Source organism: Microbacterium sp. 18062, assembly GCF_902706225.1.
Classification (GTDB): domain Bacteria; phylum Actinomycetota; class Actinomycetes; order Actinomycetales; family Microbacteriaceae; genus Microbacterium.
In genome coordinates, this window is record NZ_CACSKB010000005.1 from 1 (window position 1) to 21,682 (window position 21,682).

Here is a 21,682-nt window from a genome sequence, read left to right on the forward strand (position 1 = left end):
ACGGACAACACGATGCGGAGCTTCTTCTCCGCCGGGATCGTCGGGGGACGACTCATGATTCAGACCTTTCGATAGGGGCATTGCATCAGCAACTAACTACCCCTGCCAAACATTCTGACGCGCGACAAAGGGACTCAACGTCAGCGCCGGCGCCATCGTCAATGACGCCGTCCGGGCCGCCTTCGCCGCCTGAACGGGCTGTGCGAGGCGAAATGGACGGCCGGTGGGCGCCCGGTCGTTCAATCCATCAAGTTCGTGAGGTCGGCTCTGGTCGAGGAATGATCTTCCTTGTCGGAGGTGCTCACCGCCGTCCTCGAGACGGGCCGGACCGACGGTCGCGTCGACTATCCGCACGTACGGCGCTGACCTCCGCGACTTCACGGATCACTCAGTGGTGCGCCTCTGGGTCAACCGGGAGGAGTGCACACCCTAAAGCTCACCGCGGCACGATCACGCCGGCTGTCTCGCACGTGTTGAGAAACTCCTCTACGCAGAGGGATGTCACTCGAGATCCTCACCAAGCCAGCACGTTTCTGCGTACTTCGGCCCGACAGTCAATGTCACGTTCTCCGGGCTTGGATGATGACATCCCTAAGGGTGACTAGGGCATCGCCGCGCGAGGCGACGATGCGTTCGCGGATCTCGGCTGTGTGCACGACCCAGTCGCTTGGATCCAGGAGGTCCCGAACCTGCTCGATCCTAGCGAGCGCATTCTCAGGGTGACCGTGGCTGCCACCGCTTCGATCGTCGTGGTGGTGGCCGACGATGAGGAGTGTCCCGCGAGGCGCTACCCACTCGGAGATGCGTTGGTAGAAGGCGTGCTGTGGCATCGTGGGGTGGGCGTAGAACGTTGTCACGAGGTCGACCTGCTGGTCGGGTTCCCACTCGGTGAGGTCTGCTTCAACCCACGTCACCGAACCGCCTTCGGCGTTGGAAGTGGTGCTGGCGGAGGCACGGGTGACGGCGTGTGGGGAGATATCGACCGCGGTGACGGCCCATCCATGCACAGCGAGCCATGCGGCCTCGGCGCCTTCGCCGCTGCCAGCATCGATCACCGTTCCGGGGCGCAGGTCGGTGAGCTCAGTATTCAGCGCGGGATGCGGGGGAAGGCTGCTCGGGCCGTGCGTACTGGCCCAGCGGGCTTCCCAGTAGTTCTTGTCGAACTCGTCGGTCATCGCATGGTCGTTTCGTTGGCGCGGACAAGTGCGGCTCGAACGCGCTTGTAGACGTCGTGAAGGACCGGCGGCGACGCGGATGGGGCTTGATCGGCGCAACACACCCATTCGTCGAAGGTGAGACGCATCCCGAGCACGAAGCTCTCCGCGACCGCGTGCGCGTCCAATGAGTCAATGCCGGGGCCATTGACGAGGGCTGCGGCGATGTGTTCGGCGAGCCGGGCGTCGCGTTCCAGCCCTGCCGCTAGCAGCGGCGGGTTATCGCGCATCAGGCGACGCACCCGAAGGAACAGATCGCGTCCTTCCTGGTCGGTATCGAACACCGCTGTCAGCTTCTCCCACGCGACCTCCAGCTGACGCAGCGGGCCGGATCTGGAGGTGCGCTCTGCTGCCGCGACCAACTCCGTGTCCACCCCTGCGTCGTCGATGAGGACCGCAGCTTCCTTGGTGGCGCAGTGCCGGAAGAACGTGGTGCGGGAGATTCCCGCGGCCGCGGCGATGTCTTCGATGGTGGTCGCCGCGTACCCGTTGCGTTCGAACAGGTCGACGGTGGTGAACGCGATCATGCGCGTGAGTTCGCGACGGCGTCGCTCACGCAGATCGGGCGCTGGCGCCGGAGTTGGGGAATAGGAAGTCACGCTGCTAGGTTAGCACGCTGTACCCATATGGTACTGAGTACCATTTACATACTTGATCCCAAGGAGACTCGATGACCACCGTGCCCATGCGTACTGCCCCACCGGCTGTCCCACTGAGAACCGGTCCCGCGATCGCCGTGTTGCTGGTCTCCGCGTTCGTCGTTGTGCTGAACGAGACGGCCATGGGGGTGTCGATCCCGCACATCATGGACGATTTCGGCGTCTCGGCCGCCTCCGCACAGTGGTTGACGACCGCGTTCATGCTGACCATGGCGGTGGTCATCCCCATCACGGGCGTGCTGTTGCAGCGCTTCTCGCTGCGCCGCAACTTCTTCACCGCGATGGGGCTATTCGCGGCGGGGACCGCGATCGCCGCGTTCGCACCCGAATTCGAGGTGCTGCTGGCCGCGCGGATCGTGCAGGCAATGGGCACGGCGATCATGCTGCCGATGCTGTTCACGACCGTGATGCAGTTGGTCAAGCCCGAGCACCGGGGCCGCACGATGGGACTGGTCACGATCGTCACCGCGGCCGCCCCGGCCCTGGGCCCCACGGTGTCGGGCGTGATCGTGTCGTCGCTGGGATGGCGGTGGGTGTTCATCATCGTCCTCCCGATCGCCGTGCTCGCGATCGTCGCCGGGGCCGTGTGGCTGCGGAACGTGACCCCGACGATGCTCGCCCGGTTCGACGTCCTCTCTGTGCTGATGTCCGCGGTCGGGTTCTCCGCCCTCATCTATGGTCTGGCGAGCATCGGCGAACAGGCCGAGCGCGAGGGTGGTCTGCCGTCCTGGATCCCGATCTTCGTCGGCGTCGTCGTCCTGACCGGACTGGTGGCACGGCAACTTGCGCTGCGCGACACCGACCGAGTGCTGCTGGATGTCCGCGTGTTCGCCGATCGCCTGTTCACTATGTCGACGATCACGATCGTGATCGTCTCCATCGCATTGTTCGGGTCGCTGATTCTGCTGCCACTCTACATCCAGCAAGTGCTCGGTGAGCCCGCCTACGTCGCCGGCCTCATGCTGTTGCCCGGCGGGGTCCTCTCCGGCGTGCTGGCGCCGTTCGTCGGCATGGCCTACGACAAGGTCGGCCCTCGCACCCTCATCTTCCCCGGAGCGATCATCGTCACCGGCGCGATGGCCGCGTTCTCCACCCTCGGGACGGATACCCCCGTGTGGCTAGTCATCGGCATGCACATGCTGCTCAGCGTCGGCGCCGCGATGATGATGACCCCGCTGATGACCACCGCGCTCGGCGCGGTAACCCCGAAGCTCTACGCGCACGCCAGCGCCATCGTGAACACCCTGCAACAGGTCTCCGGCGCCGCCGGCACCGCCCTGTTCATCACGCTGTTCACTGTCGCCGCCACCGCCGCCACCGCCAGCACCGGCGAGAACCCGCTCACCGCCCTCGCTGGCGGTGTGGGCACCGCATTCGGTGTCGGCGCGGTAATCAGCGCCGCCGGAATCATCCTCGCGCTGTTCCTGCGCAAGCCACCCGCCCCCACCATGCCGGCAGAGGCCGACCAGAAGGAGGTCGCCGTATGAGCACCATCGAGACCGAGATCGTCGTCGTGGGCGGCGGGCCCGCCGGCCTGTCCGCGGCACTCACCCTCTCTCGCGCGCGTCGCCGCATCATCGTCATCGACAACGGCGAGCCCCGCAACGCCTCCACGCTGGGCGCGCATGGCCTCCTCGGTCAGGAAGGCATAGGCCCGTTCGAACTGCTGCGGAAGGGGCGTGAGGAGGTCGCCTCATACGGTGGTCAGGTCATCACCGGCCGGGTCACCGATGCCCGCGCCGAAGGAAACGGCTTCCGTGTCCGCACCGACGCAGGCCACGATGTGACCGCACACACGGTGCTGCTGGCCACCGGCACCCGCGACAATCTGCCCGACATCCCCGGCTTGGCTGCGCGATGGGGCAAGGACGTCATCCACTGCTTTTCTGTCGGGATGACAGGATTTGAACCTGCGACCCCCTGACCCCCAGGTAGACGGTTCGGCCTGGTTCCTTGGTTTTCCGCACCTCGATGCCCCTCCAACGGCGTCATTTCACGTCACGACTTGCATGGATTGCTTGCATCAGGTCCCGGTCAGGTCCCGGTTCTTGGCAGCCGTTCGCACCTTCGTCGGGGGTATACGTGGGTTTCTGGAGGCGTCCGAAGCGGCCTCCTCTCCCGATAAGGCGCGTTCCGCAGACGCGTCTCTTTACAGCAGATCCCGCACGCGATGCACGCTCGCGACAGCAGCCTCCAGCGAGATGAGCTCTCCGTAGATGAGCTGTTGCGCGACGTTGTATCCGGTCTCGATGGCGTCACGCGATGAGTGTTTTGGGTCGAACGCCGGACTCAACGCGTATCCGTCGGCTGGCCGCATCGTCGAAGAGAAACCTGCGGCAACGCTTTGCTGCTCGATGTCGTCGATGAGTCGCCGCTTGTCCGCAGGGCCGATCGTTTCGAGCACGCCCGCCACTTGCTCGTTCTCCACGAGGCGGTGGATGTCGTAGAAGTGGCGGCCGTGCTTCAACAGGGCGGCAGTGTCGTTCCGGCTCGCCGCGTCGTGGACGGCAGCGAGCTTCTCGAACAGGGTGCGCTCTGGTGCCAGCACATTGACCTCGAAGGACGTGAACTCTTCCCATGCCGACTCGTCATCACCAAGCACGGTGATTGCGTGATCTGCGATGAGCGATCGATACTGGTGCGGCGCAGATGGCTGAGTTCCGCCCCTGCTCCCCAGCTCGAGGAGCACGCCCTCCTTCAACGAGGAGTCTTGGCGTGCGGTCGGGTAGACATAAGTCGTGTAGCGCTTGATGCCCGTCGTCGAGGAACCGACGGTGACCTGATTGTTCGCCAAACCCAGGTGGCTCCTAGCCGCCTCGTCTACCGCCTTCAAGACTTTGTGTCGAGCGTTCAAAGAGGCTTCAGCGGGGAACTCTGCGAGCAGGTCGACGTCTTCCGAGAACCGATCCACGATGCCGAACACCCGACTTAGACTCGTCCCACCCTTGAACGTGAACGTCACCGCAGAGAGGGATCCATCCGGCAGAGTGATCACTCTTCCAGCGCTGGCCGCTCGAAGGACCTCGGTAACCCAGAAGTCCTTCTCAACGTAGACCGCTGGCATCCCCAACGCGTCGGAGGTCACACCGATGAGTGCGTCAAGGTCGTCCGGGTGATCCCGAAGCCGCTCACTCAATGGGCCGCCAAATCGGTGACGAGTCTGTCGAAGCTCTCTCGCACGCTGGTGTTTCGCTCCCCGGCGACGGCGGTACGAAGAGACTCCTCACGCACTTCCTTCTTGGCAAGGGCGTCTCGGACTCGCGCTACCAGGGCGTTCCACCCTGCTTCGATGTATACGTCGGGGGCACGCATCAGTTCGAGGAGGCCGATCTCCTTCGCGTTGAGCTTCGCACGCTCCTTGTTCCGTCTAGCGTGCTGGGTCACCCCTGGGATCGGATCCGTTGTCCAGAGCGTCGCGACATGGAACGACGAAGGAATCTGGGTCGTCACGCCCCACTCGCGCGCAGCGGAGTACCCGGTCGGGCCGCTTCCCGCTTCGCCGAGCACTTCCCTGGCAACCTCTTCCACACGGGGACGTGTCATCCCATACCGCGTCTTCGCGCCGCGGTAGTACAAGCCCCGACGGACAGGCAACAACTCGCCGCTCCGGGCAGCTCGTGACGCGGCCTGACGCGCGGCGGCCGCAGTGCCCGGCAGCCGGCTGACGTGAACGAAGGACCGCTCGGGGGCACTCCGAATCACAGCCGACGGGGACAGGACACTCATGTCACGAAAGCTTACCGGGAACGTGACATCTAGACAAGTGCACCTCGAGACTCGGCGCGAGCATGCGATGTGCCGGGCACTCAGCAGGCCAGGAGGCAGCGGTCGCGATAGCGGCGAAGGGCGACACACCGCTCCAGTGTCATCGTCACCCCACCAACACGGCCGTGCCGAACAGCTTCCTCAAGTCGCTCGTCGTTCGCCTCGATATGACCCTGCCCGATCGACACATCGTCAGTCACCAGGCTGCCAGACTTGCCGGGACCAATCGCGGCTGCTCTCCGACCTACCGAGCACGGATTCGGTCAATGTCGCCCACCCAGGGTAAAACTGTTGGACATGCCCGCAAGCCTGCCCCCTGCCCTCGAACGGTGGCTACGGGACCCCTCGCACGGGGAAGTCGAGGCCACGTGGGTTCCGGGACTAACAGCCCGCGAACGGAAGGCACTTTTCGCGGCTGGAGGCGTAGCGCGCGGCCTCCTGGCAGCAGATCAGATGAAGGAGTTGCCGGTCGAGGTCCGCCAGTGGATGGACGAGGCTCCTGAGCCGCCCAGTGACGCGCTTGAGCTGTTCCGCGCAACGATCGAGCATGGTCCGGATGAGGCCTTCGCGAGCCTCTACTCAGTGATTGTGAGCCGTGCGCATCGCCGCCAGCTTGGCACCTTCTTCACGCCAGCCGCTGAGGTAAAGCTCATGCTGGATCTCTGGATGGAGGCTGAGCAGTCACCGCCTCACACTGTTGTGGACGTGGGAGCGGGCGTCGGCGTCTTCACTGCAGAGGCCGCCAAGCGCTGGCCGAAAGCACACGTCGTCGCGGTCGACATCAACCCGGTGACTCTCGGGCTGCTCGCCGTCCGCCTCTTCTCGGAACATGCTCCCGACAAGTCCTCCGATTTGCAGGACAGAGTGACGCTCGTTCGGCGCGACTACACCGAGTGGCTCTCAAGCGAAGACGCACCCACCCCCGGTGGGAGGCTCATTCTTGGCAATCCTCCGTACACTCGTGCTCAACTCATGAGCGTTGAGGAGCGTCAGCGGCTTCACGAGCTGACCGACGGAGTGTGCGGGTCGCGGGCAAGCCTGTCGACTCTGATCACGGCACTCACCTTCCAGCACCTTGCTCCGAGCGATGGTCTGAGTTTGCTGCTTCCCGCTCAGTGGCTCGAATCTCAGTACGCGCGCGACCTTCGCGGAGCGATCTGGAATGCTTCGCGACGCGCCGTCGAGCTCAGGTTGGTTGAGTCGGAAGACCTCTTCGGGGGTGCGCAGGTGGATGCGGTCGCATTGGTGATCGGCACGCAGCAGCCAGCCATCCAGGCGTTCCGTGTGGCGCGCTGGCGGGACGCCGAGCCGAGAGCGCTGGCTCGTCAAGATGAGAACCCGGCATCGTGGCGTAGGCCGTTCGACAACGACAGCGGGACCACTGCCGAGCGCGCGACGGTCGCACTCTCTGATTTGGCTGACGTGAAGCGTGGCGTAGCAACCGGGGCGAACCGCACGTTCATCCTGCACGGAGACGCTGCGGAGATACTCCCCGAGTCTGCTAGGAAGCGCGTCATCACCCGGCTAGTCGAGTTCGGTGACCAGCTATCCGAGGAGGGCGTCGACGGCGCGTCGTCACGCGCAGCAGGTTGGCTCCTCACTATCACACCTTCACAGGTTGCATCCAGTCACGAGCTTCGTACTCTGATCGACGCCGCCGAGGAGCAACACATCCACGAGCGGGTACTTTGCGCATCGCGACGCGACTGGTACGACCTCACGGCGGAGGTTCGCAAGCCTGACGTGCTGGTCGGAGCGATGACGCAGGATCGCTTCCGACTCGTAGAGAACCTGATCGGGGCCACGCATACGAACAACCTGTACGGCTTCACGTGGCATCAGGACGTCAGCGTGACGACGCGCAGGCGCGTACTGGAGTGGCTCAGGTCGGACGACGGTCAAGCCGCACTGACGAGCGTAGCCCGGCGTCAGGGCGCCGGGCTACTCAAACTCGAGCCGGGCGCGCTCCGTGCGGTTCGCATTCCACTATCCGTGGCAGAAGAGTCAACTCACCGCTGACGGCACGCTGGGAAAGAGTGCCGCGATCGGCAGACTTACGAGCGCTTCGGTCCAGCGACCATTGGCGTCGTCCGGCAAGTATCGTTCGAGCTCAGTCGCGCGGCACCAGCCCAGAATCGCGACCACATCCTCGCGTTCTCGGCACGCCACCAGCGCCCAAGTGAGGGGATTACGTCGCCCAACGTCGAACTCGTTGCGTGTCAGGTAGAAGCGGAAGATCTGCGCTGAGAAGGATCCGGTCGTCTTGACTTCGAGTTTGCGTGGTCCGTTCGTAGTTGTCGGCGCGCTGACATCGAATCCGAAGCGATCGCTGACGAGGCTGACGCGCTGCACCTGCAGGGCCAGGTCGCGGCGCCCCAGTGTGAGAAGCTCTTCAACACACCATGCCGCGACGGCTTCCTCCCCGCGCGCGCCAAGCATCGCCCGAGCGGCATCGTCGCCGCTCTCTGCATGTTCAGCATCGCCTAGCAGTTCAGCGAGTAGTTGCAGGGCTACATCGTCTCCGAGCGGCAAGAGCGCAGACAGGGACTCGTGATGTCGGGTCACGTCCTCGGCAAACTCAACCAATGAGCGTGTGCGAAGCAGCCGGAGGGCGTTGTCGAGATCCTGGCGGGGGAATCGGCCCTGAGTCACGGCGCCATGGAACGCCGCGTCTAGAGCGGCGGAAGTTGACCCGTGTTCATCGATCGCCCGCACCACCCATAGGGCAGCGCCTACCTGATAGAGGGTAACCGGTGCCATAGGTCAAGGCGATTCTACGGGTCGACGTCCAAGCTCTGCGAGCACCGCTTCGAGGTCCGCTTGTTCGTCGAGCACTGCAGCAGGTTCTTCGTCATCTGGTAGTGCGAGCTCGACGAGTCGGTCGTCGGCGAGCAATTGGGAAAGGCGCGCGACTTTTTCCTCAACACGACGATCGACGCGCTCATCAATCGTGCCTGTCGTCGAGAAGATGGTGAACGTGGTGACAGTGTCGGCGGGGAGGCCAAGCCTGTGGATTCGGTCGAGTGACTGCAGGTACTGGCCGGCGTTGAACGTACGGTCGATGTAGATCGCGTCGTGACACTCGAGATGCAGACTGACCCCCTCGGCCAGCGCGGCTGGGTTGGCGAGCAGCACACGGCAGTTCGGGTCATGGCGGAAACGTTCGATCTCACGCTCGCGGGTGCGAACTCCGGCAGGAGCATCATCGGCGCTCGGCACGCCACCGTAGACCACGGCTGGTTCAAGCGCTGCGAGCTGCTGTTCGAGGTCGAGCAGATTGCCCGGGAAGTTCGACCACACCAACGTCTTGTTGGACTCCGGCCGCTCCGCGTTTTCGCGTACGAGCCGGCAAACTGCCTCGACCTTTGCCGATATCTCATGGTCGGCGTAGCTCTCGACAAGCTGGGCGAGCGGTGATCCGGCCGGGATGGCGAGTGGTGGGAATCTGTACGCCCGCGCGGCATCGGCGCTGGATCGAAGGAGGCGTGGGCTCGACGCAGCCTGCAGCAGGTACATTGTCACTTCACCCATCTGGGCAAACATCAGGGCGTCATGCCGGGACAGGTCGAACATGCCGGCATAGCGGTTGAGTAACGCATCGTAGATCTCTTGCTGGAGCGGCTTCATCGGCAGGGGCACGCGACGGATGACCGGGTCCGGGATCTGCAGCTCGGTCTTGGTGGTCCGGACGAACAGCGGCGCGATGGCGTCGTTGACCGCCCGCATCGCCCGTGGCTGAGGATCGCGGGCGAGCGCGGCGGCCGGAATGGCTGCAGAGGCGCGACCCGAGGGCCAGACAATGTTCAGGAGCGAGACAAGGTCGCGGGGGTGGTTCGGCGCGGGCGTACCGGTGAGAATGTCCCGACGTTGTACGTGCGGAGCGACCGCGAGAATCGCGCGTCCCCATTCGCCTCCGATTCCGCGCTTTGCTCGGTGCGCCTCGTCGACGACGAGATGCACGCGGCGCGTCGACACCCAACTCAGCAAGTCATTGAGCATCGCCGGGAGTCGCTGGTAGTTCACGAGCACTACATCTGTCGACGGAATCCCGTCGCGGCCGACACGGCCGACAGACGGTGCGGGTGAAAGCACCGCTTTGGCGTCTTCTTGCCACGCTCCGAACGCAGACAACGGAGCAATGACCAGCAGTTTGTCGACCCGGTTTCTGGACTGCTCGACCGCGTACGTAGCGTACGCAACAGTCGTCTTGCCGGCACCGGGGACGGAGAAGTTGGCTCCGTGGCGGAGGGACAGCAGCTTGGTCAGGTCCCTGAGCTGGAACTCACGAAGCTCGCGGACGAGGGCGAACCTTCCGTGCGCTAACTCACCGGGCAGATCCACCGCAGGCGGGTTGTCGGAAGCGCCTTGCAGACCGGCGGCGTCTTCGCCGTCACGAGCCAAGAGCTCACGAACACCGGCGTCTGCGCCGAAGCCGACGGTGTGCGCGCGGAGTGCGCCGATGAGACGAGAGCGGGTGCGCAGGAAGGTCTCGACCGAGGTGGAGATTTCGGTACGGCCTAGATTCATCTCGCCGTCGACGACGATCGCGATCTCGGTCCAGGCGTGTCGTTCGACATCCGTCCCTGAGATCACTACCCGCGGCGGCCTCTCGTCGAGCCGGGCGGAGATCGCTCCGGTCACTCCTCGCTATCCCCTTCGTCTGAATGCTTAGGCACCGACCCGACCAACTCGATCGCCTCGTCGAGCCGTGACTGGATCAGATCGAGCGTGGTGCGAAGGTCGTCTGTCTTCGGCACGAATTCGCTATCGTCGATCACGTCTTCGAGCGCCTCAATGAGTCCACGCAGGGAACGGGCAGCGCCGTCCGCTTCGGACTGCGGACGGGTGAGGCGGTTCGCATCCTTCTTCCGCTGGGCGGCGTCGCTGAGCCCTTCGGACGCTGTCTTGTGGAGGATCTTCTGCAGTTCCTGCCCTGTGCGCTTTGTGCCGTCCTGGAACGTGAACTCCCGCGCGCTATCCTGCGACGACTGCGTGGCGAGGTCTAGCAGCCTCTGCGTCGGGGCAATGACGCTCGCTGCCGGTGCGTCCTCGGCGTTCACTGCAAGCAGATCGAGCCCTTCCGGCTCCGCCGCCGCGGCTGCTGGATCCGTAGCGCTCGCCTCGTCCTTAGCCGTCACTAGCTCGTGTAGCCGCTCCCCGTCCGCGCCAGCCTCGGAAAGGTGCGGCAGCATGTCCCGGCGGGTCCACCCCTCAGTGGCGTTACGGAGCTGGTGGACTGAGTCATGACCCGTGAAGTAGGCCACCAGCCACTCGCGCAGATAGCTGTCGGCGGCGTCCCGTGTGGAAAGCCCTTCGATTTCCAGCACCTTCGAACGGAGCGCCAGCCAGTTTTCCTGCTGGTCCTCCTCCTTGACGAAGGCTGAAAGCGGGAGGTGCTCTGTAGGCAGCAGCCGGGCTCGACCCATCAGCACCAGGATCTCGCGCAGCTCTTTGACACGTTTGGCACCGCCCTTGGTCCGCTGCTGCGCTGCGATCGCTTGATCACTCATGCCGCTGTCGGAAAGGCGCTGCAACATCATTAGGCGGCTGACGAGGTTGTACTCGTCTTTGAAGTCTTTCTGCTGCTGTAGCGTGCTCTCGAGGTCAAGTTCTTCGCGGTTGCTGGTGTCTGAAGGCAGTACGGCGACCCGGATCACCGTCGACGACGGAATGGTGCCATCGTGCACCAGCTCGCGCAGGAGCACGCAACGCGAGTTTCCATTGATGAGCTTGCCGCTGCGCGTAATGACGCCCGGCTGGTCCTGCCCATCCACATGCAAGCTCTCCTTGAGCCCTTCCTTATGGCGATGGGCGCGGCGTACGAGCTCCGCTACGACCCCCTGGGCTTCGTCAGACTCCGGATCCTGTTCGACCCGATCTCTCTTCGCGTGGTCTTCAAGGAGCGGCGCGATGCGGAAGCTGCGAGCATTCAGGATCGGCACGGTCAGCGGCAACTCGATGACGGGCAGCAGCTCGCGCTTGCCTCGGAAGAAGAGCGTCGTCGCCTCTCCACCACCCGGTCGGTTGCGCTGCTCGTCGAGCGCCTTCGTGATGTGGAGCTCCCGCGTTGATGCCGTCACGTCGTTCCCTTCAGAGCTTGCTGTGTACCCCCAGGGTAGGGGCGAGTGCCGACATGCACGACGGCAGCACAGAATCGTTGCTCTACCAGGCTGTCGGGTCCACCTAGACCTCTCGCGGGCGCGGGAGGCGAAGCACGACTTGCGTCACTGCGACATCGATCGCACGGCCGTCCGCATCGATCCGGACATCCGCAACCCACGTGCACGCAAACGACCCCTCAACGAACGCCGCCTCCGCCCCGCCGGCGCTCGTGAGGAGTCTCCATCCCTCCGGGAGGGTTCGCGCCTCGCTCACGTCCCATAGACGGGCTTCAAGTGTCAGTGAGCCCGACACAGACACGTCCCAAATCTGGATGCCATCGACTCTGTCAACGAGCACCAGCTCCGCGGATCCAGGATCGAGATCGAGCGTCGTGATGAATCCGCGATCCACGGGCGGCATATCGACATAGGGCTCGTCCACCGGAAGGTCATTGAAAGGGAAGCCTCGGTAAGATGCAAACTCCGCGATGGCCGCCGCCGCCGCCCTTTCAACTGCGACCGGCTCATCGACGGCGAGCCAGTCCACCGGAGGCCGCACCACCTCGATCAGCGTCTGCAGCTTCTCCGCGAGCGTCACGTCGATTCCGACAGGGAGGTCGGCCTGCAGATCAGGATGCAAAGCCCCTGACGGATCCGCGAAGTCGGAGCGATTCGCAGTCACGAAGTACACCTCTGTCTGATGGGCGTGCTCTCGTTCGATCCACTCGACGAATGACAGCCAGATGAGTGCGTCCCGGTAACCCGTGCCATTTCGCTTGAACGGACGACGCCCCGACAGGTCGCGCGACAACAGGGCCGCGTGAGAAGTGACGGGCAGCGGCATGATAACGACCCCCGTGCTCGCGAGCCGGCTACGAAGGCTCTGCTCGAATGTGGAAGCGTCCGCTTCCCCTGGCACGTTCACGTCAGGAAGGTGAGCGACAAGTTGCTTCGACTGCTCACGGATCATCCCGTTGTACTTGGTGGCGCGCTCACCGACCTGCCTAGACACCTCTCCGATCGTGACCTCCGATGCAGCGAGCACGAGCTGCCCGTCGACAATCGCACGACGCAGCGAGTCCCACTTCGCTGACCGGAGGCTCGAGTCCATCGAGAACTCGGTGGAGTCCAAGAACGCAAGAACACGGTCGCCTGTCATAAGAGTGACCCTACGGGGCTGCGACGAGCAGCCCGATCTCAACTGGGACCACCCCGACGTTTTAAAGGACTTTGTCACGGCGCTGCGGTTCTCGTCGATTAGGGGGCGACGGCTTCCGCAAGGTCGGCATCGGACAGCAGGATCTGGAGGACTTGCCGCCCAGTTCGACCACCCGTCACGATTCGCGGCAGCGCTGCGGCGGGCCTGACCAGACGTGCGCTCAACTGGCTCTCCCGAAGGCATGCTCGAGGAAGTCGGCGGTGGCGGGGTTCACGGTCTCGTTGCGGCGGATGTAGTGCTCGCGGGTAATGGCGGGGTCGCTGTGGCCGAGGAGCTCGGACGCGAGCTGAAGTCCCCCGACGTCGTTGATCGCGGTGGCGGCGGTGCGGCGGAACCGGTGCGGGGTGACGTCTTCGATGGCAGCTTGGTCCATGACATCCCGCAGTTGGCGTCGGACGTTGTTCGTCGTGTGCGGTGTCCCGACACGGGTGGCGAACAACAGTGTCTCCGGGCCGACGAAACGCAGGCCGCGGAGCCGAGCACGGACCGCACGCAACGCGAACCCGGGGAGCGCGACGCGACGGACCGAGCGTGCGGTCTTCGGATGGTCCTGCCGGTGCGTCGGCTCGCCCTTGCGGCTGACGATCGTGCCCGCGATCCGGACCATCGGCACGGGCGCTTCGAGGTCGAGGTCGACGACGCGGATCGCGAGAACCTCACCGATGCGGGCGGAGGTGCCGAGCATGACCTCCACGATCTGACCGAGCTGTCCGTCTGGGCGGGGTCCGGCGAGGATGGGCCGCTTCTCCCAGTCGCGGATCGCGGCACGGATGGCTTGGATCTCGTCCCAGGTGAACACGTCGGGGCTGCGGGTGGGTCTGCGGAGGCGCGAGACGTGGTCCATGGGGTTGCGTGGGAGGATCTCGTGCCGGACGGCGAGTCCGAGTGCGAGGCGCAGGACGACGCGTGCTTGGCGGGCGCGGTTGTAGCTCTGCTTCGCGAGTTGCTTGAGGAAGTAGTCGCAGCGAGCTACGCCGATCTCGCGGAGGGTGACGTCCTGGAAGAACGGCAGCACGAGGGTGCGCATGTTCCGCTCATACAGTTGCCGGGTCGTGCGGGAGAGGCGGTCTTCGAGTTCCATGTCCTCCAGCCAGTAGTCGACCAGGGCGGTGAACGCGCTGTCGGCGCTCATCCCGGTGAACCCGGGGTGGAACAGCGAACGCTCGGCGAGCTTCTTCTTGAGCGCGCGCTCCGCCGCGGGCCTCGTGGCGGCGGTGGATTGGACGTCTCGGCTCTTTCCGTCCCAGTCGCGGTATCGGGTGCGCGCCGCGTACCGGCCGCTGGGCTGGCGTCGGATGGAGATGGTGCCGTACGTGCCGATCGGGGTGCGAGGTCTAGCCACGGAGCGTTCGCTCCCCCGTTTCGGTGAGAACGCGGGTCAGGTTCGGCGAGGCTACGAAGCTGTGGCAGCGGCTGCGCTGTTGAGGGGGCATCCCTCCAGTCTGCCGATCATCGATGCTCGCGACTCATGCCCTCGGTGCTCCGCGCGAGCTACGCCGCCACTGCGTCCGCGGAGGATCGTTGGAGATCACGCTTCCCGCGGTGTTCGTGGACGCGTGCCCTCGCGAGAAGCAGCAGGCTGATCGGGCCGAAGAGAAGGAACTTCAGCGCGTTCCAAAGACACAGGGCGAAGACGATGTAGAGCCCCTGCGACCAGCCTCCGTTGATGAGCGTGATGCTTGCCGCGGCGATGAGCAGGTAGGCGAGGCCGAGCCCCATCGCGGGGACTCCCCACTTGAGGCCGCGTCGGGTGCGGAGCTTGTCGAGCAGGATGTTGGTGGGCATCCATCGGCGCAGGAAGGTGCGGGTGCGGACGCTGAGTGTCCAGAGGGTGCGGATGAGCATGAGGGGTCCTCGCTTTCAGGCCAACACGGTTGGTGCGGCGTGGTCCTGAGCTTTGAGGTCCCCGAGGGGTCTGCGTCGCCCGCCGGAACGGGGTCGGCCAACGATTGTCCTGCCGCTGCACCCAGATTACGCTCGTCGGCCGTCGAGCGGAAGGGAACGCAGACCGTCAGCGGGCGTCCCGGGAGACACCCCGGTGGAGGGACTGCTCTGCAGCGTCGGGCTGTGCGTCTCGCGCGTCGCGGAGAGCCGCGAGTGCAGTGCGGGCGCGTTCGTAGTCCACGCGTTGCGCGTCGGCGTCCGGGACGGGACCAAGTGGGTCTTGGCCGGTGACCGCGTACCGATCGCGATAGGCGGCGACGACCGTCAACGGCTGGAGGACGTCATCCGGCAGCGGGCGGACACTGGACGGAAGTGTGAGCGGCGCCCAGGAGCCGCTCTCCCCCGCGGCCCGGCGAGCGAGCCCGACCGCACGTTGCGTGATGAGCTCCTCGCGCTCGGCGAGAGCTCGTGCCATCGCTGGGTCCATGTCTCCGTTCGCTTTAGGGATGATGCCAGCGATGAGCTGGCGACGCCGGACCGCCGGAGTGAACCGGCTCGCTACCGTCTGCATCCGGTATCGCAGGAGCGAGCCGAGATCGTCGACTCCCTCCAGGTTTCCGGCCGAGACAACTCGGGGCAACAAAGAGTCGACATCATGCCCCTCGGCGTCAAGGCGCCGCAGTTCGGTGCTAAGGACCCCGTACGAGTCGGTGGTGACGAGCTCATCGATGGTGGTCTCGTCGAGTCCGCCTGCGCGGAGGAGCCCGAGCCACCGGTCGTGTTGCGCGGATTGCGCGATGGTCTCGTACTCGGCGGCGAGCTGCCGAATCGATGTCCATTCGTCCTGCTCCGCAGCAATTGTCTCGTGGGCGGAGAGCTTGGCGCCGGTGTGCTGGAGTATCCCGTACAGGATGGAGCGTGCGCTGTTCTGCAGGTCGTCTCGGTGCTGATGTTCCTCATGATGGTGCTGGTCAGTCACGACGTATGCCGTGTTCGCTTCGCGTCCGCGGGTCATGGCGACGTAGAGCGCCTCGCGGGTCATCTCGGGGCTGGCGACGACCGCGTGAGCGGTGTCGACGGTCGCGCCTTGGGCGCGGTGCGCCGTGATCGCGTACCCGAGCTCGACGTGCTCGGCGACGTAGGCCGTGGGCAGGGTGATCGTGCTGCGCCAGCGCGACTTCTCACGCCGGACGCTGAGCGAACCGTCATTGTGGGCATCGATGACGTGCCATCGGTCGTTGTTCTTCACCCAGCCCCGACCGAGGGCGAGGCGGCGATCGTTCCGCCTGGTGATCACGACATCGCCGGCGGATGCCCGGGTGCCGTTGTGTAGGCGCACTCCGCCGTCGGTGACGAGCCCCGCGAGGATTCGGTCCGATCGTGCCCGTTCGTTGAGGTCGGTGACGGTCTCGATGGTCTCGGCGATCAGCACCGACACCTTCCCCGCAGCGCCGTCGCGCATCCATGCCTGGTAGGCGGCGTCCAGCATCTGGTCATGCTCGCCGCCGGCGACCCGCCCGTGATCCATGTAGGTGTCGATCACGGCGGTGTCGCCCAGACGCAGCTGGAGGGAGGCGTTCTTCTCCCAGTCGTTGCGGAACCTGCGCACATCTACGAGCTCCGGGGCGTCGTCGCGGTCTCGGACGAGCATCCCGAACGCGCCGCCCGCGTCCACGGCCTGCAGCTGAGCGTGGTCGCCAACCAGCAGCACCTTCGCGCCAGCCTCGGCGGCGTGCGCGGTGATGCGGTCCAGCGCGAAGGTGCCGGCCAGCGACGCCTCGTCGATGATCACCAGTTGCCCGGCGCGCAGATCCCATCGGCCCCGGTCGTGCTCGTACAACCACTTCGCCGTGTTCTCTGTCTGCACGTCGAGCTCTTCACCCAGGACCGCCGCTGCGGCCGCCGACGGGGCAAGCCCCACCACCGACCCCATGCCGTAGCGGGCCTCCCACGCTCGGCGCAACGCGCGCATCGTCGTGGTCTTGCCCGCGCCCGCCGGGCCGACGAGCACATCCAGCACCCGGCCGGACACGCCGATCTTCCCGATCGCATCCTGCTGGTCCGCGCCGAGTGCCCGCTGACCGGGCGCGTGCGGGCGAGCAGCCCTCGCGATCAGTTCCAGGTCGACAGTCGGCGCGTCGCGGCGCCCGGTCGCGTCCCGCAGCCGATCCTCGGCCGCGAGCACCGCCTCGGACGAGTACACGGTGGAGGCCTTGGGGCGGAACACGCTCGAGCCATCGGGACGCTGAAACACCGGTGGACTGCTCGCCAGTTCAGGCGGCGTCAATCGCAGCGACTCGGCCTCAGCCGCATCGACGATCAGGCCCACAACCGCATCACGATCCGTGGCCGACGCGAACCGGTACGGCATTGTCTGCCGCACCGCCTCGGCATGCAGGTTCCACCGTCGCCATGTCGACCTGCGCTCAGCGACCTGATCCACCACGACCGACGCCAGCTGCTCCACGTCCTGCAAGGGGATGTCGTCCGCACGCAGCAGCGCCTCGGCAGACCCGGTCGTGGCGAGTTCGCGCGCCCAAGCGACGGCGTCGCGATCGAGCACGTCGGACGCGCGTGCACGCCACAGGTCGGTCAGCTCCCGCAGAGAGCGCAGCTCCTTGGGCGGGCGCGTCTCGAGCGTGGCCTGTTGACGGATCTGCCACAGCAGCGCGCGAGACGGTTGACGCCCGTGCTTGGCCGCATACTCCCTGACCAGCCGCTCCTTGACCCGTTCGATGTCCTTCGTGCGAGAGGAGAACTCGTCCATCAGATCCTGCGGAACCCCGGCGATCTCCCACCTGTCCATTCGGCCCACACCACGCCCGCGGGCCTCCCACGAGATCGACAGCAATCGCGAGAGATGATCCGAGAGGACCGCGTCGTAGTGCTCCGACAGGCCAGACACAGCCGCGTGCAACGCACGCGAGTCCAGGGTGCGCCACTTCCCGTCATGCACCCCCTGCACCCGATTCGCGACTACGACGTGGGTGTGCAGCTGTGGGTCGGAGGCGCGTGAGTCGTAGTGGTCGTACGCAGCGGCGACCACACCTCGGACTTCGACCTGAGCGACCGCCCCGCGCGGGCCCTCCGCGCCGACCCTGGTCATCGCCACATCACGCTCGAGCAGATCGAGCACGTCCTTCATCGCCTGGTGATGAGCGGCCGCGATCAGCGCTTGTGTGCCCGCGTCGGAGACCGCCCATAACGTTGAGACAGACTTCGGCGCCGAGAATGTCAAGTCAAATCCGGCGACTGGAGTACTGGTGGGCTTCGCTGCCTCTTCGGCCGTGACCGATGCGATCTGGAGTTCACGCTCGGACTTATCGAGGTCCTTCGGAAGTCGTTCCACCCGACGCTCGATGCGTTGTTCCAAGCCGGCGAACTGGCGATACGGGCGGCCTAGAAGTTCGCCCGTGTCGGGGTGTTGCCCGTGTCCCATCAGCCGCCGAAGCTGGTCCTCGGAGACCTCGCCGCCCTCTGCGAGTGAAGCGAAGCCGGCGACGCCACTGCCTGCCCAGGTACCGGGCGGAGTACCCGCATTCGCGTAGTACCGAGTCAGCGCGGACGCTGCATCCCGATGCCCGTCACCGGCCACGACGGAGTGCAGCAGATATCGGTATCCCTGGCCCGCACTCATCACTCGGATCGAGACCGTCACGCACCTCAGGTATGGCAACACAGCCCGCCCGTCTTCCCGGGCGAAGCCTCCAGACGCGGTTCGAGCTGAGCCTCACAGCAGCACTCCTGGCCGTGCGCGCGAACAGTCGTATCGAGCGTGAAGGATCGCAAGGCGGAAAAGTGCGGTCGTTTGCTCCCCCGTGCTCGGCGATGACGGGTCGCCACGCGACGTCCGCGCAGGCTGCGATCCGATTCATGGCAGTCACGGCCTGCCGCGGCGCGAGTAGTTTCCCGGGATGACCGACCTTCGCGAAAGGGGATCGCCGCCTCTATCGAGCGACGCCCGAGCGCGCTCATCACAGAAGGGGTTTAGCGCTGCGAGTGTCCGTGTCCGAGGGTCCAGGAGCGGAGATGCCACCAGCGGAGGTCGTGCCACCATTCCCCGGTCCAGTCCGAACTGTGAAATCGGAAGAGCGTCACGGTGTCTGCGACGAAGTCGGATGGTGCAGTGTGCGGCATAGCGCGCAGGAACGATTCGACTTCGGCCCGGAGGTGGGGGGTGACCTCTAGATCGTGAGACGCCAGGGAGAGGTGGGCGCGGAATGCATCGGCGTCAAACGGTTTCATTCGATACCCCTCTCCGCCGTCTCGCAGCGGTTCGAGGGCTTCATTGATGCGGATGGCAAGGTCCTTGATATCTTGGTTTTTTTGCCCGGTCACGGTCTTGTCGACATCGAACGTGATCGCGATGTTATGGCGGGCGATCCCTGAGTTATGGAGATCCAGCGGTCGGGCCGCAGCCAGCACGGGATCCAGAGCCTTGATGAGCTCGTCCTCGCTGGCGTTGCTTGGGACCGCCCCCGCGAGAGTCGCGTGTGGAGGGAAGGCGGCGGCGGATACGATCCCGAACTGCCTCTTGAGCAGATCAGTGAGATCGACAACTGCACGACACGTTAGTGGGTCTGGGCGGAGATAGACGCCGTACGTGAATCCGTCGATAGCGGTGTCCATGCGATACTCCTTCATAGTAGGGAACGTTCCCTACTATAGCCGGAGTGATCGGTGGCCGAGCGCGGCGATTAGCGTCAGGAGGTCGTCCGACCGATGTGCATCCGACCCGGCAAAGCGAGGTGCTCCACTTTCAGGCCCCTGTTCGCCACGAGCCGGACGAGTCGGTCTACCGCCGCCGCCCCGACGTCCTCGATGGGCTGACGCCAGGTGGTGATGTCGATCAGAGCGCTAGCCAGCCCTCCCAGGCCGTCGAATCCGGTCACCGCGAGGGACCTGGCTTCACGTTGCATGCCCAGAAGAAGCGCTGCGGCGTAGCGATCGTTGGGACACATGACCGCGGTGACCTCGGCGGAAAGGTGGGCGAGGGCTGACGACACGTCATCAGGTGAAGCAACCGCGACAGCCGTAACCTGGGCCCCGCCCGTCGCGAGGTGGGTTGCCATGATCTGCGTGCGCCTGTGCAGGATAGGAGATATCGCGGCCGGCGGCTGGAAGACGGCGATGTCATGGTGTTTACGCTCGAGAAGATGGGTTGCGAGCTGACGGGCCCCCTCGTCCTCATCGCCGAAAACGCTGTCCACGGCCGGGTCCACGTCCGGCCTGCCTGCGACCACCACCGGGAACTTGCTTGAGAACCGCTTGACCTCGCGGAGAGGGAGGCGGCCGCTGCAGACGATCAGCCCGTCGACGCGCAGGGCGATGAGGTCTTCGAGGGCGCGTCGTTCATCGTTGTTGTCGAGCGCGCCTGACGTAATGAATACGCGCTGCTGCAGCGCCGTTCCCCTCTTCTGGAGGGCAGACTGCATCTCACCGTAGAATGGGGCGGACGCGTCTCGGACCAGGACTCCGATCGTGTTAGTGCGATACGCGCTGAGGTTCTGGGCAGCAGCGTTGGACACGTAGCCCAGTTCTTCCACTGCCGCCGCCACGCGCGCCTGCGCGTCTGGGCTCACGCCGTACTGGCCACGCAGCGCTCGTGACACGACCGACTTGGATAGCCCGGTATGTTCGGCCAGATCAAAAATCGTCGCCTGGCCACCGCGCGGTCGAGTGCGCGTCGTTGGCTCCTCTGACGCATCTGCCGCTCCCACCCACCGGCGCAACCGGTCGGGCGGAATGTTGTACTGCTGCGCAGTCTCTTCGATGGAGTCGCCCGCGGCGACGCGGTCTAGCGCGAGTTGACGTGCGCTCGGGGTGTTCTTCACATCACTCATCGTCTCACTCGGCGACCTAAGCCACCCTAGACGGCATCGCCTTCGGTGGCTGCCTCGACCTTCTGAACACCTTTGACCTCGGTCAACGCTTCCACGAGATTGTCGATGGATGTCTTCCCACGATTGAAGCGCAGGCTGGCAGCGACGATCGGAGTCGATCGGCCGCTCTCCTCACGATGAGTTCCCGTCAGCGCGACCTCGAACCCCATCTCCGAAGCGCGTTCAAGCACAGATCGCAGGGCTCCGCGTCCATCCTTGTAATAGACGACCAGGTCGCGGCCACGTCCTGCGATCGGAACTCTTCGAGCGAGGCGAGATAGGACGGTCACGGTCACCAGATGGAGCGCGGTTCCCGCGACGGCGAGGATCGGCATCCCGGCCCCGCAGGCCATTCCGATTGCCGCGACAACCCATACGGACGCTGCGGTCGTCAGTCCGGACACAATGTTCTGCCGCACGAAGATCACACCGGCGCCGAGGAATCCGATGCCGGAGACGATCTGCGCAGCGATACGCGAGGGGTCGAGCGTGACGTTGGCGCCATCAACCATGCTGAACCCGTAGGCCGAGACCAGGGTGAAGATCGCGGAACCCACGCCGACCAGCGTGTGGGTGCGTAGCCCCGCGCTCTTCACCTGGCGATGCCGCTCGATTCCCACGACCGAGGACAACAAGAAAGCTAGCGCCAGGAGCACCACCTCAGTGAGTGTCGAGGCGTTGATCCACTCGATCTGCAGAAGCATGTTCACCTAATCCTTCGTCTGGCGACACCCGCCGGACACCGGCTGGATGAGCACGCTTGCAATAGTAGGGAACGTTCCCTACACTTTCAACTGCACCGAGTAGACGGAGAAAGACATCGTGGTTGACACTTCCGCACTGCCAGCGACGACGCGTGGGCGCCGACGTCGCGGCCCGCACTTCTGGGCGATCCTGTTCCTCGCCCCGAGCCTGATCGCGATCGTCTTCTTCGACTACTGGCCGTTGCTTCGTACCG

Annotated in this window: 17 protein-coding genes; 3 read left to right on the forward strand and 14 right to left on the reverse strand. The window is 65.1% G+C overall.

Annotated features, from left to right (window positions below; all coding sequences use genetic code 11):
• Positions 1 to 560 precede the first annotated feature (560 nt).
• Both GVL03_RS02945 and GVL03_RS02950 read right to left on the reverse strand, forming a co-directional pair.
• The gene (locus GVL03_RS02945) at positions 561 to 1,175 is read right to left on the reverse strand and encodes a trans-aconitate 2-methyltransferase (RefSeq protein WP_159499356.1); all 615 of its coding nucleotides are present in this window, start codon (positions 1,173 to 1,175) and stop codon (positions 561 to 563) included.
• Complete coding sequence (locus GVL03_RS02950; protein ID WP_200847041.1) at positions 1,172 to 1,813, reverse strand: TetR/AcrR family transcriptional regulator; 642 nt, start codon at positions 1,811 to 1,813, stop codon at positions 1,172 to 1,174. Before GVL03_RS02950 ends, GVL03_RS02945 begins: the two co-directional genes overlap by 4 nt.
• Before the next feature lie 71 nt (positions 1,814 to 1,884).
• Between GVL03_RS02950 and GVL03_RS02955 the strand changes: the two genes are divergently transcribed.
• Positions 1,885 to 3,360 (forward strand): MDR family MFS transporter, encoded by a 1,476-nt coding sequence (locus tag GVL03_RS02955; protein ID WP_159499358.1) that lies wholly within the window; start codon positions 1,885 to 1,887, stop codon positions 3,358 to 3,360.
• Positions 3,357 to 3,797, forward strand: a complete 441-nt coding sequence (locus GVL03_RS02960; protein ID WP_159499360.1) for an NAD(P)/FAD-dependent oxidoreductase — start codon at positions 3,357 to 3,359, stop codon at positions 3,795 to 3,797. The genes GVL03_RS02955 and GVL03_RS02960 overlap by 4 nt, the downstream gene beginning before the upstream one ends.
• A gap of 225 nt (positions 3,798 to 4,022) precedes the next feature.
• Here the strand turns inward: GVL03_RS02960 and GVL03_RS02965 are convergent, their stop codons facing one another.
• Entirely contained in the window at positions 4,023 to 4,958 is a 936-nt protein-coding gene (locus tag GVL03_RS02965) for a nucleotidyl transferase AbiEii/AbiGii toxin family protein (protein WP_159499362.1), read from the reverse strand.
• 47 nt (positions 4,959 to 5,005) lie between these two features.
• Positions 5,006 to 5,401 (reverse strand): hypothetical protein, encoded by a 396-nt coding sequence (locus GVL03_RS02970; protein ID WP_159499364.1) that lies wholly within the window; start codon positions 5,399 to 5,401, stop codon positions 5,006 to 5,008.
• A gap of 690 nt (positions 5,402 to 6,091) precedes the next feature.
• Between GVL03_RS02970 and GVL03_RS02975 the strand changes: the two genes are divergently transcribed.
• Positions 6,092 to 7,657 (forward strand): methyltransferase, encoded by a 1,566-nt coding sequence (locus GVL03_RS02975; protein ID WP_159499366.1) that lies wholly within the window; start codon positions 6,092 to 6,094, stop codon positions 7,655 to 7,657.
• Here GVL03_RS02975 and GVL03_RS02980 read toward each other — a convergent pair.
• The 10 genes from GVL03_RS02980 to GVL03_RS03025 form a co-directional block, all read right to left on the reverse strand.
• Positions 7,643 to 8,398 carry a protein NO VEIN domain-containing protein gene (locus tag GVL03_RS02980; protein WP_159499368.1) on the reverse strand — a complete coding sequence of 252 codons (756 nt, stop codon included), beginning with the start codon at positions 8,396 to 8,398 and terminating at the stop codon, positions 7,643 to 7,645. The genes GVL03_RS02975 and GVL03_RS02980 overlap by 15 nt on opposite strands.
• Positions 8,399 to 8,401: 3 nt before the next feature.
• The gene (locus GVL03_RS02985; RefSeq protein WP_159499370.1) at positions 8,402 to 10,279 is read right to left on the reverse strand and encodes a DEAD/DEAH box helicase; all 1,878 of its coding nucleotides are present in this window, start codon (positions 10,277 to 10,279) and stop codon (positions 8,402 to 8,404) included.
• Positions 10,276 to 11,718, reverse strand: coding sequence for a hypothetical protein (locus tag GVL03_RS02990; RefSeq protein ID WP_159499372.1), 1,443 nt, complete (start codon positions 11,716 to 11,718; stop codon positions 10,276 to 10,278). The genes GVL03_RS02985 and GVL03_RS02990 overlap by 4 nt, the downstream gene beginning before the upstream one ends.
• Positions 11,719 to 11,821: 103 nt before the next feature.
• Positions 11,822 to 12,898, reverse strand: coding sequence for a PIN domain-containing protein (locus GVL03_RS02995; RefSeq protein ID WP_159499374.1), 1,077 nt, complete (start codon positions 12,896 to 12,898; stop codon positions 11,822 to 11,824).
• A 220-nt stretch (positions 12,899 to 13,118) separates the two neighbouring features.
• The gene (locus GVL03_RS03000; RefSeq protein ID WP_159499377.1) at positions 13,119 to 14,300 is read right to left on the reverse strand and encodes a tyrosine-type recombinase/integrase; all 1,182 of its coding nucleotides are present in this window, start codon (positions 14,298 to 14,300) and stop codon (positions 13,119 to 13,121) included.
• 149 nt (positions 14,301 to 14,449) lie between these two features.
• Entirely contained in the window at positions 14,450 to 14,803 is a 354-nt protein-coding gene (locus GVL03_RS03005; protein WP_159499379.1) for a hypothetical protein, read from the reverse strand.
• A 166-nt stretch (positions 14,804 to 14,969) separates the two neighbouring features.
• Entirely contained in the window at positions 14,970 to 18,479 is a 3,510-nt protein-coding gene (gene mobF / locus GVL03_RS03010) for a MobF family relaxase (protein ID WP_159499381.1), read from the reverse strand.
• Between the two features lie 350 nt (positions 18,480 to 18,829).
• Complete coding sequence (locus tag GVL03_RS03015) at positions 18,830 to 19,471, reverse strand: 2'-5' RNA ligase family protein (protein WP_159499383.1); 642 nt, start codon at positions 19,469 to 19,471, stop codon at positions 18,830 to 18,832.
• Between the two features lie 74 nt (positions 19,472 to 19,545).
• Entirely contained in the window at positions 19,546 to 20,685 is a 1,140-nt protein-coding gene (locus GVL03_RS03020) for a substrate-binding domain-containing protein (RefSeq protein ID WP_159499385.1), read from the reverse strand.
• A 26-nt stretch (positions 20,686 to 20,711) separates the two neighbouring features.
• Positions 20,712 to 21,428, reverse strand: coding sequence for an MgtC/SapB family protein (locus GVL03_RS03025; protein WP_159499387.1), 717 nt, complete (start codon positions 21,426 to 21,428; stop codon positions 20,712 to 20,714).
• Between the last annotated feature and the right edge of the window lie 254 nt (positions 21,429 to 21,682).